This window comes from Yersinia vastinensis (assembly GCF_902726565.1).
Classification (GTDB): Bacteria; Pseudomonadota; Gammaproteobacteria; order Enterobacterales; family Enterobacteriaceae; genus Yersinia; species Yersinia vastinensis.
The window spans coordinates 1-10,491 of record NZ_CACVAF010000024.1; the positions used below are offsets into that span (position 1 = coordinate 1).

Below are 10,491 nucleotides of genomic sequence, written 5' to 3' on the forward strand. Positions count from 1 at the left end.
TGTGTTTCGTTGTTCCCGGTCAGTGGAGGCGCATTATAGGGAGTTCCTGACAGCCTGCAACCCCTAATTTAAAAAAACTTTTCAACCGTGTTTTTTTTCAGCAAAAATGGGGTAAAAGGCCAATATTTAAACAAATATTAAGCTAAACATTCAGTACCCGAGTTAAACAGTAGAGTAAAATAGAAGTATAAGAAGACAGATAGGACAAAACACCATGCAACTAAATACCCAACAACAGGCCGCCCAGCGCAATCTTTCATATCTGCTGGCCGAAAAAATTGGCCAGCGCATTCTCGCAGGAGAATATGAAGCCGGCAGCATATTGCCTGGCGAGATAGAGTTGGGGGAGCAATTTGGTGTTAGCCGTACTGCTGTACGTGAAGCGGTGAAAATGTTGGCAGCAAAAGGGATGTTATTACCACGACCACGAATTGGTACCCGCGTAATGCCGCAAGCAAATTGGAACTACCTTGATCAAGAATTATTGACCTGGTGGGTGAACAGGGAGAATTTCGATGAAGTCATGCAGCACTTCCTTATATTAAGGAGATCACTTGAACCTCAAGCCTGTTCACTGGCGGCTATCAATGCGAATGAACAGCAGCGGGAACTGTTGGCTTCATTAATAGAAGAGATGCGGGCGCTGCACATCCAGTTTAACCGCGAGCGCTGGATTCAAGTGGATGCTCAGTTTCATCAATTAATTTATGAAGCCAGCGGCAATCCATTTCTGACATCTTTCGCCAATTTATTCAGTTCGGTGTATCACAGCTATTTTCGTGCCATTACTGGTGATGAGGTGATTAAGCTGCAACACCATCAGGATATTGTCGACACCATTCTCGCGCGAGACAGCCAAGGTGCATTATTGGCTTGCCAAGTGTTATTAACAGAGAAAGATTAGCCGCGAGATGTTATTTATATCTATATAAATAGAGAGGGTATTCCTCCCAATATAACCAGGACGGACAATGATAAAATCTGCACGTAGCATGGCGGGACTTCCCTGGATAGCCGCCATGGCTTTCTTTATGCAGGCTTTGGATGCCACCATACTGAATACGGCACTCCCATCAATAGCTGAAAGCCTTAACCGATCCCCACTGACTATGCAGTCAGCCATCATCAGTTATACCCTGACCGTCGCCATGTTGATTCCCGTGAGTGGTTGGTTGGCTGATCGCTTCGGAACCCGACGCATTTTCATTCTGGCGGTTTCACTATTTACGTTAGGGTCATTATTGTGTGCACTTTCAGATTCATTGCACTTTTTGGTCGCATCTCGTGTGATTCAAGGTGTCGGGGGAGCCATGATGATGCCGGTAGCTCGGCTGGCGCTCATTCGAGCTTACCCACGCAGTGAGTTATTGCCAGTCTTAAACTTTGTCACCATCCCCGGATTAATCGGCCCTGTCATGGGGCCACTACTCGGTGGGCTGCTGGTGACCTATGCCACATGGCATTGGATTTTTATCCTTAATATTCCTATTGGCTTGCTCGGTATCTTTTACGCTCGTAAATATATGCCGGATTTCACCATGCCTAAACGCACCTTTGATTTTATCGGTTTCCTGCTATTCGGCAGCAGTTTAGTCATGATATCCGTAAGTCTGGAAATTATGGGCCGGCCCGATATTGCTGATTATCTACCTGCCGCGACAATGGCCGGTGGCTTATTAATGCTGTTCTTCTATATATTCCATGCTAAACACCATCCAAATCCACTGATTGGTTTACCACTGTTTAAGACCCGAACCTTCTCGGTCGGGATTGCAGGTAACGTAGCGTCACGTCTGGGTACGGGGTGTGTACCGTTCCTGATGCCATTGATGTTGCAGGTTGGATTTGGTTATTCAGCAATTATTGCTGGTTGCATGATGGCCCCCACAGCGATTGGTTCGATGATGGCGAAATCTGTGGTAACTCAAGTATTGCGTTCGTTGGGCTACCGTAAGGTGTTGGTAGGGGTGACGGTGATTATCGGTATTCTGATTGCCTTGTTTGCGTTGCAATCACCGGGCATGTCGCCTTGGATGATGATATTGCCACTTTTTGTCTTGGGTATGGCGATGTCGACACAATTTACCGCGATGAATACCATAACGCTGGCTGACTTAACGGATAACAATGCCAGTTCAGGAAACAGTGTTTTGGCCGTGACCCAGCAACTTGCCATTAGCTTTGGGGTTGCTATCAGTGCTGTCGTCTTGCGATTCTACGATGGATTATCTGTGGGTGATAATGTCGATCACTTCCACTACACCTTTATTACCATGGGTGTAGTGACTTTACTGTCCTCTGCGGTGTTCTTATTACTCAAACCGAAAGATGGCAATAATCTCATTAAGGGTCGAATAGTGAAAAAAGCCACGCAACCCGCAGAGAGTGAAGTTTAACGGGTTGTCACTGATCCCCGCTCGATAAGCTCGGGAGTAAGAATCAGAACTTGTGGTTCCGCTTCCGGGTTATTGAGCCGATGAATAAGCGTATCAATAGCAAGTTCACCCAGATCATCTTTAGGTTGATGAATCGTCGTTAGCGGTGGCGTCATATATTGTGCGATTTCAATATCATCGTAACCAATAACGGCCATATCTTGCGGAATGGATAACCCTGCCTGATGCAAAGCCTGATAAACCCCAACAGCCATCGCATCGTTGCTGGTAAAGACCGCTTCAGGTGGCTCGGCCAATGCCAGTAACTGTTTCATGGCAACCAAACCGCCACTAAATTCAAAATCACTAGCCACTTCGTACCCCGGTAGCACCGGTAAACCAGCACGATCCATTGCTTGGCGGAATCCTTCCAAACGTTCTTTAGCCGGTGTTTTATCTTGTGGGCCCGCAATACAGGCAATTCGGGTATATCCTCTGGCAATTAAATATGAGGTTGCCATTTCCCCGCCTAATAATGAGTTGTCCTGAATAACGTCATTGACCCCTTCGAAAGGGGCCCAGTCCATCATAATGATCGGCAACGAAGGATAACAACGCAGAATATCCTGTGATGGACGATGACTTTCGGTACACATTAATAGCAACCCATCGACACGCTTTTGCATTAAGGTTTCAATGCTGCGGCTCATGCGGTCAATATCGCCCTCGGTATTACACAGAATTAAGCTATAGCCACGTTCATAGCAACTACGCTCAACGCCACGCACCACTTCAGCATAAAACGGGTTGCTACTGGCAGTAACTAACATACCGATGGTTCTGGTTTGATTGAGTTTTAAACTCCGCGCCAGCGCAGAAGGGGCATAGTTGAGTTGCTTGATGGCAGCTTGCACTTTGTCGCGGATAGGATCGCTGACAAAACGGTTTTTATTAATCACATGCGAGACTGTTGAGGTTGATACGCCCGCGAGGCGGGCGACATCTTTCATGGTGGCCAAAGTTATACCCGGTCTTGTAAGAAACTGTCGATCTCGGCCCGCCATGGAATGGACGGTTGCGCGCCAGAACGAGTGACCGCAATAGCCGCCGCAGCGTGAGCAAAACGGACTGCTAAGCCCATCGATTGACCTTCTAATAAAGCAGTCAGTAATGCGCCATTAAATGTATCACCAGCAGCAATGGTATCGACTGCATTCACCTTGAACCCAGCGATCAATTTCCCTTCCCCTTGCACACTAAGCCATACCCCACGACTACCCAACGTAATGATGACGGTCGCGATCCCTTTATCATGCAGAATTTGTGCTGCTTTCGCTGCATCATCATCCTGCTCAATATGTACGCCGGTTAAGCGCTCTGCTTCTGTTTCATTCGGGGTTATCATATCCACCAGCGTTAACAGCTCATCTGGCAGTTCGCGGGCTGGGGCCGGGTTAAGGATAACTTGGGTTTGATGCTGTTTTGCCAGTTTAGCGGCAGCAATAACCGTCTCAAGTGGTGATTCTAGTTGCATCAAGAGTGCATCAGCATCGATAACTTGCTGTTGGTAGCGATCAAGATAGTCGGGCGTGACTGCTGAGTTTGCACCGGCATCAATGCCAATCACATTCTCGCCTTCACCATTCACAAAAATCAGTGCAACCCCAGTGGTAGCGCCTTTTATCGCTTCGATTGGTGCAGTATCAATATTATCGCTGGCTAACTGCTGGCGCACCCGGTCACCAATATCATCTTCACCCACACAGGCAATAAACGCGATATTCGCCCCACTACGGCCAGCAGCAACCGCTTGGTTAGCGCCTTTGCCACCGAAAGCAACTTTATACTGCTTCCCGATCACCGTTTCACCTGGACGCGGAAACTGCTCAATATTCAAAATATGGTCGGCATTGATGCTGCCTAGAACCACTAATTTACCTGTTTCCATCACATGTATTCCTTTATAGATGACGTCACCGCCCAGATAACTGTGGCGGCGACGTTATGCCCTGCTTTTCTTTATTTTTTAATGAAGAACGTTATTGCTTAGTCACTAACTTCAAATCAACCGGGATAACTGCCTGTACTTTTTCGCCTTTCAATACTTTATCCGCAGTTTGTACCCCAATGACACCAATCTGATCTGGGCGTTGGGCAATAGTTGCGCCCATTTTGCCGCTTTCTACAGCTTTGATTCCATCGTCAGTACCGTCAAAGCCAACCACTAACACGTCAGTTTTACCCGCAGTCTGCAAGGCACGCAGTGCACCTAACGCCATTTCATCGTTCTGAGCAAATACAGCTTGAACATCCGGGTGGGCCGTCAGCAGGTTCTGCATGACGTTCAGACCTTTGGTGCGGTCAAAATCAGCCGGTTGGCTAGCCAGCAACTGGAATTTATTTTTCTCCATTGACTGCTTAAAGCCTTCACCACGTTCACGAGCCGCAGACGCACCCGCAATCCCTTCCAACTGAATCACTTTGGCATCGGTGCCTGCTTTCTTAGCGATGAAATCACCCGCCATTTTGCCGCCGAAGCGGTTATCAGATGCTACGTGACTGACTACAGTCCCAGCATTAGCCAGACGGTCAAGGGTGATCACTGGAATATTGGCCTGATTCGCCATTTTAACCGCGTTACCCACAGCATCAGAGTCTGTTGGGTTAATCAACAGCAACTTAGTGCCACGAACAGTTAAATCCTGCACGTTAGCCAACTCTTTCGCCGGGTTGTTTTGGGAGTCCAATATCACCAGATTGTAGCCAAGTTTATCCGCTTCTTTTTGTGCCCCGTCTTTCATTGAAACAAAGAACGGGTTATTCAGCGTGGAAACTACCAGCGCGATCGTGTCTTTTGCCAGCGCGTTAGCACTTACGGTAGCGCTCAGTGCAACAACAGAGATCAATGTAGCCAGTTTTTTCATTTTCATGGTCGCAATTTCCTGTAGGGAGTTAGCTAACTCAATTTAGTAGGCGTTATTGTCGCTGACAGTCTGGGTGCGGCCAGCGCGTAAGAACCGAAACGTACACAAAGTACGTGAGGATTCTAAGCACTGCCCAACGCCAAAATGGTCAGTAAAATAACCTACTGCTTTTTATTGTCTACCAACACCGCCAGCAGGATAACCACTGCTTTAACGATCATTTGGTAGTAGGAGGAGACACCCAATAAATTTAAACCGTTATTTAAAAAGCCGAGGATTAATGCGCCGATTAGGGTGCCAACAATCCGCCCTTTCCCCCCAGCAAGGCTAGTACCACCCAGAACGACTGCTGCGATTGCATCCAGTTCATAGCCAGTACCGGCGGTAGGTTGTGCTGACGACAAACGGGCAACTTCGATAATCCCTGCCAATGCCGCTAACAACCCACATAATGAATAAACAATAATTTTGACTTTATCGACACTGATACCCGAAAGGCGAGTCGCTGATTCATTTCCCCCCAGAGCATAGATATAACGCCCCAGCCGCGTGTGATGCAGCATGTACCACGCAGCAATAAAGACAATCGCCATCAACCAAATCGGAGTGGGTATCCCCAATGGGCGGCCAATACCAAACCAGCCAAAGGTATCTGCTACATCAGTAAAACCGGTATTTATCGGGCTACCATTGGTATAAACCATGGTTACGCCACGCAATAACAGCATCATGACCAATGTGGCAATAAATGCCTGCACTTTGCCTTTAGCAACAATCACCCCTGTGATGCCGCCAACAAACGCCCCCAATGCCAATGCGGCTCCAACAGCTACCAGAGCATTAACCTCCAGCCCAACAATCGAGGCCGCAACTGCGCCAGTCAATGCCAGTAATGACCCCACCGACAGATCAATTCCTGACGTGAGGATAACCAGCGTCATGCCGACAGCCATGATGGCATTAACCGACGTCTGCTGGAGAATGTTGAACATGTTATTAAGGGTAAAGAAGTTCGGGCTAAGTGACGAAACCACAGCAATCAGCACCAGCAGCGCAATCAGTGATTTTTGTTCTAACAACCATTCTTTACTGAACCAGCGTTTTGTCTGGATAGTCTGGGAACTCATATCTGATCACTCCTGCTCTGCACACTATGACTTACCGAGCCATTATTTATAAATGAATCACGTTTGCCGACGGCGGCGGCCATCAATACTTCCTGAGTCGCTTGTTCGATTGAGAATTCGCCACTGAGTTGACCCTCATGCATCACAATAATGCGGTCACTCATACCTAGCACTTCTGGCATTTCAGAGGAGACTAAGATGATGCTCAGCCCTTCTTGTTTAAATTGGTTAATTAGCTGGTAAATCTCTTTTTTCGCCCCGACGTCTACCCCACGGGTGGGCTCATCCAAGATCAATACTTTTGGCCGAGTCATCAAACCGCGCGCGATAGCTACTTTTTGCTGATTACCACCGGACAACAGACCAATAGGTTGTTCCATGGAAGGCGTTTTAATATTAAATAAGCGAATGAAGTCCGCCACCGCTTGTTGCTCATCCGCATGTTTGAGTGAACCACCGCTGCGGCTGAAATAACGCAACGCCGTCAAAGACATATTCTCTTTAACCGACATGCCGAGTATTAAACCATCACGTTTGCGGTCTTCGGAAATATAGACAATACCGTTTGCCAAGCCATCTTGTGGGGAATGGGTGACAACTTCACGCCCATCAAGGATGACAAAACCAGATTTACGCGGCAGTGCACCATAGATGATTTTCATCAGTTCAGTACGGCCTGCGCCCATCAAGCCAGCAACCCCCAAGATCTCGCCACTGTAGAGGGTGAAATTGACGTTTTTCACACCGGGGCCGCATAGCTGTTTGACCTGCAAGCGCTTTTCGCCACGCGGTAAATTCAAGCGCGGGTATTGTTCTTCTAGCTTGCGCCCCACCATCATCTCAATCAGGGAGTTTTCCGTCAGGCTGCTTACCGGTTTCTCGGCAATAAACTGCCCATCACGAAATACCGTGACATCGTCGCAAATCTCAAAGATTTCTTTTAGTCGGTGGGAGATATAAACAATACCGCGGCCTTCCGCTTTCAACTCGTTAATTACGTTAAATAGTGAGGCGGTTTCGGTATCGGTCAGCGCATCCGTTGGCTCATCCATAATGATAACTTTGGATTCGAAACTCAGCACTTTGGCGATTTCCACCATTTGCTGATCACCGATGGAAAGCTCACCCACCAGCCGATGGCTGCTGTAACTGATATTGAGGCGCGCTAGCAGTAAATCGGCTTCGGCATACATTTTTTTCCAATCAATGCCGCCAAAACGATTAACAAACTCACGCCCTAAAAAGATGTTTTCTGCGATGGTTAACTGTGGGATCAGGTTAAGTTCCTGATGAATAATGCCAATCCCCGCTTCCTGAGAGTCTTTCGGGCCATTAAACACCACTTCTTTACCCAAGAAATGCTGACTGCCGGCATCCTTACTGTAGATGCCAGTCAGTACTTTCATCATGGTCGATTTTCCGGCCCCATTTTCGCCTACCAGTGCCATCACTCGGCCAGGATAGACACTAAGCGCGGCACCGGAGAGTGCTTTGACGCCGGGAAAGGCTTTATCAATCCCTTTCAGTTGCAGCAAAGGTTGCATAAATGCCTCAGAAAGTTACGCCGGAGCTGAGAATGATGTTAGCAAAGGGGGAACATTCCCCGCTACGAATCACGGCTCGGCTTTGTTTGGTCTGCTCTTTAAAAGCCTCATGGCTGATATAGTGCAAAACAATTTGGTTTCCCTGGTGTTGCTCAAGTTGTGTTAGTTGGGCGAGTAACGCTTCATGGAGTTGGGGATTATTTTTAACTATCTCCTGTGCAAGGTAGACACTCTCAACCTGCATTTCTTGCGTTACCACCTCAAGAACCTGGAGGAAACCAGGGACGCCTCGTGTCAGTGCCAAATCGATACGTGTGGTGGTTGCCGGTATCGGCAGCCCCGCATCACCTATCACAATCTGATCGGTATGACCCAGACGAGAGATAACAGCGGAAATATCAGAATTCAGTAATGCGCCTTTTTTCATTTTTTACTCCAACAGCGAAACGTTTCGCTGATACTGAGTTTAGGAAAATGACAGCAGAAGGCAAACCCAATTTGGTGAAATTGTGATCGTCATCGAAACGTTTCGCTGAACCGGTACAAAGCGGATGACAAATAATCAGAATATTGAATATTTTCTGATAGAGAGATAGTCAACGTAAAAAAAGGCCGTTAATCATAACGGCCTTCATCGCTAAATCTCGACTTGCGTCCCGAGTTCTATGACCCGGTTGGGGGGGATCTCAAACTGATCGGCTGCGCGTAGCGCATTGCGGCTAAGAGCAACAAATAACTTGCCTCGCAAGAACAGATACCATGGACGCTTGGTCAGAATAAGTGACTCGTGAGACATAAAGAATGAGGTTTCCATCATCTGGCACGGCAAACCTTCCAAACCACAGCGATGGAAAATCTCTTCCACGTTTGGTGTTTCCCGCCAACCATAACTGGCGACAACACGCCAGAATGTTGGTGAAAGCTGCTCGATAGTTACCCGGTTCACATTATGAACATAAGGCGCATCTTCAGTTCGCAATGTCAGCAACACCACCCGCTCATGCAACACTTTGTTGTGTTTAAGGTTATGCAGTAACGCAAACGGAATGACATTCATCGCTCGCGACATATAGACCGCCGTCCCTGTTACGCGCACTGGTGGCGATTTTTCCAATGAGGCAATCATCGCTTCCAGTGAATTCCCGTGTTCATGCATACGACGCAGCAGACTGAAACGCTCGCTTTTCCAAGTGGTCATGATGATAAACATCACGAGACCCAGTGATAACGGTAACCAGCCACCAGAGAATAATTTCAGGGCGTTAGCGGAGAACATAGGCACATCGATAATCAGCAAAACCACCAGCAGACAGCCAACAAAAGCACGATTCCAATGCCAGTTTTTCAACGCCACAGTACAGAACAGAATACTGGTTATCACCATGGTGCCGGTCACTGCAATCCCGTAAGCCGCGGCTAAATTACTGGAACGCTCAAAGCCGACAATCACCAACACGACGGCCAAATACAGTGTCCAGTTAATTACCGGTATATATATCTGACCTGATTCCATTTCTGACGTATGAATAATCCGCATCGGCGGTAAATAACCTAAACGAACCGCCTGCCGAGTCAGTGAGAATACACCGGAGATAACAGCCTGCGAGGCAATAACGGTCGCCAGCGTTGCCAGTATTAATAATGGGATCAGTGCCCAGTCTGGGGCTAATAGGAAGAAGGGGTTTTTGATGGCTTCTGGGTTTTTCAGTAATAACGCGCCCTGACCAAAATAATTCAGCACTAATGACGGTAAAACCACCGTAAACCATGCCAACCGAATAGGAAATTTACCAAAGTGCCCCATATCGGCATATAGCGCCTCCACCCCTGTAATAGCCAGAACCACAGCACCAAGGGCAAAGAATGAAACAGATTTGTATTCGGTAAAGAAGCTTATTGCCCACTTAGGATTCAATGCAGCCAAAACATCTGGGTTTGCGATAATGCTACGCAGACCAAGGAGTGCCAAAGTCAGGAACCACACCAACATAACAGGTGCAAATAACTTACCAACACTACCCGTGCCGTGTTTTTGAATAACAAACAGCAGAGTCAATACCGCAATAGAGCAGGGGACAATGTAGGGATCAAGCGCGGGCGCGGCAATTTCCAACCCTTCAATGGCCGACATAACCGATATTGCGGGCGTGATAACCACTTCACCATAAAAAAAGCTGCCGCCAATTAAGCCGAGTATCACCAAAATTGAAGTGGCTCTGGAAGACGTATTACGCCCAGCCAAAGACATCAACGTTAAAATCCCACCTTCACCGGCGTTATCTGCGCGCATGACATAGGTCAGATATTTAACTGAGACAATCAGAATTAACATCCAGAAAATCAGCGATAAAAACCCAAACACCACATCTGGGCGAACATCAAAACCATAATGACCAGAAAAGCACTCTCTCAAGGTATAGAGCGGGCTAGTACCAATGTCACCGTAAACCACCCCTATTGCAGCCAGAGTTACCGCCGATAAAGACTGTTTATGTTCTGTGCTCATAATTGATTTCTTTTT

General features: G+C 47.5%; 9 protein-coding genes. 2 read left to right on the forward strand and 7 right to left on the reverse strand.

Going from position 1 to position 10,491, the window contains the following annotated elements:
* Positions 1 to 214 precede the first annotated feature (214 nt).
* Positions 215 to 904, forward strand: coding sequence for a FadR/GntR family transcriptional regulator (locus tag HUZ92_RS20505; protein WP_050140100.1), 690 nt, complete (start codon positions 215 to 217; stop codon positions 902 to 904).
* 67 nt (positions 905 to 971) lie between these two features.
* Positions 972 to 2,396 carry a multidrug transporter subunit MdtD gene (gene mdtD / locus HUZ92_RS20510; protein WP_050099262.1) on the forward strand — a complete coding sequence of 475 codons (1,425 nt, stop codon included), beginning with the start codon at positions 972 to 974 and terminating at the stop codon, positions 2,394 to 2,396.
* Here mdtD and rbsR read toward each other — a convergent pair.
* The 7 genes from rbsR to kup all read right to left on the reverse strand — a co-directional run bounded on the left by rbsR (position 2,393) and on the right by kup (position 10,476).
* Complete coding sequence (gene rbsR, locus HUZ92_RS20515; protein ID WP_050099264.1) at positions 2,393 to 3,394, reverse strand: ribose operon transcriptional repressor RbsR; 1,002 nt, start codon at positions 3,392 to 3,394, stop codon at positions 2,393 to 2,395. The genes mdtD and rbsR overlap by 4 nt on opposite strands.
* Positions 3,395 to 3,396: 2 nt before the next feature.
* A complete protein-coding gene (gene rbsK / locus HUZ92_RS20520; protein WP_050099266.1) occupies positions 3,397 to 4,323 on the reverse strand; it encodes a ribokinase in 927 nt (308 codons plus the stop codon).
* A gap of 91 nt (positions 4,324 to 4,414) precedes the next feature.
* Complete coding sequence (gene rbsB / locus HUZ92_RS20525) at positions 4,415 to 5,305, reverse strand: ribose ABC transporter substrate-binding protein RbsB (protein ID WP_050099268.1); 891 nt, start codon at positions 5,303 to 5,305, stop codon at positions 4,415 to 4,417.
* 155 nt (positions 5,306 to 5,460) lie between these two features.
* Positions 5,461 to 6,426 carry a ribose ABC transporter permease gene (gene rbsC / locus HUZ92_RS20530; protein ID WP_050099270.1) on the reverse strand — a complete coding sequence of 322 codons (966 nt, stop codon included), beginning with the start codon at positions 6,424 to 6,426 and terminating at the stop codon, positions 5,461 to 5,463.
* Complete coding sequence (rbsA, locus tag HUZ92_RS20535) at positions 6,423 to 7,970, reverse strand: ribose ABC transporter ATP-binding protein RbsA (RefSeq protein ID WP_050295582.1); 1,548 nt, start codon at positions 7,968 to 7,970, stop codon at positions 6,423 to 6,425. Before rbsA ends, rbsC begins: the two co-directional genes overlap by 4 nt.
* A 7-nt stretch (positions 7,971 to 7,977) precedes the next feature.
* Positions 7,978 to 8,397, reverse strand: coding sequence for a D-ribose pyranase (rbsD, locus tag HUZ92_RS20540; RefSeq protein WP_145579529.1), 420 nt, complete (start codon positions 8,395 to 8,397; stop codon positions 7,978 to 7,980).
* A gap of 210 nt (positions 8,398 to 8,607) precedes the next feature.
* Entirely contained in the window at positions 8,608 to 10,476 is a 1,869-nt protein-coding gene (gene kup, locus HUZ92_RS20545) for a low affinity potassium transporter Kup (RefSeq protein WP_050099275.1), read from the reverse strand.
* Between the last annotated feature and the right edge of the window lie 15 nt (positions 10,477 to 10,491).

Excerpts from the sequence above, each read along its gene's own strand:
- HUZ92_RS20505 (WP_050140100.1), top strand. The coding sequence starts at position 215 with ATGCAACTAAATACCCAACAACAGGCCGCCCAGCGCAATCTTTCATAT.
- mdtD (WP_050099262.1), top strand. The coding sequence starts at position 972 with ATGATAAAATCTGCACGTAGCATGGCGGGACTTCCCTGGATAGCCGCC.
- rbsK (WP_050099266.1), bottom strand. The coding sequence starts at position 4,323 with ATGGAAACAGGTAAATTAGTGGTTCTAGGCAGCATCAATGCCGACCAT.
- rbsB (WP_050099268.1), bottom strand. The coding sequence starts at position 5,305 with ATGAAAATGAAAAAACTGGCTACATTGATCTCTGTTGTTGCACTGAGC.
- rbsC (WP_050099270.1), bottom strand. The coding sequence starts at position 6,426 with ATGAGTTCCCAGACTATCCAGACAAAACGCTGGTTCAGTAAAGAATGG.
- rbsA (WP_050295582.1), bottom strand. The coding sequence starts at position 7,970 with ATGCAACCTTTGCTGCAACTGAAAGGGATTGATAAAGCCTTTCCCGGC.
- rbsD (WP_145579529.1), bottom strand. The coding sequence starts at position 8,397 with ATGAAAAAAGGCGCATTACTGAATTCTGATATTTCCGCTGTTATCTCT.
- kup (WP_050099275.1), bottom strand. The coding sequence starts at position 10,476 with ATGAGCACAGAACATAAACAGTCTTTATCGGCGGTAACTCTGGCTGCA.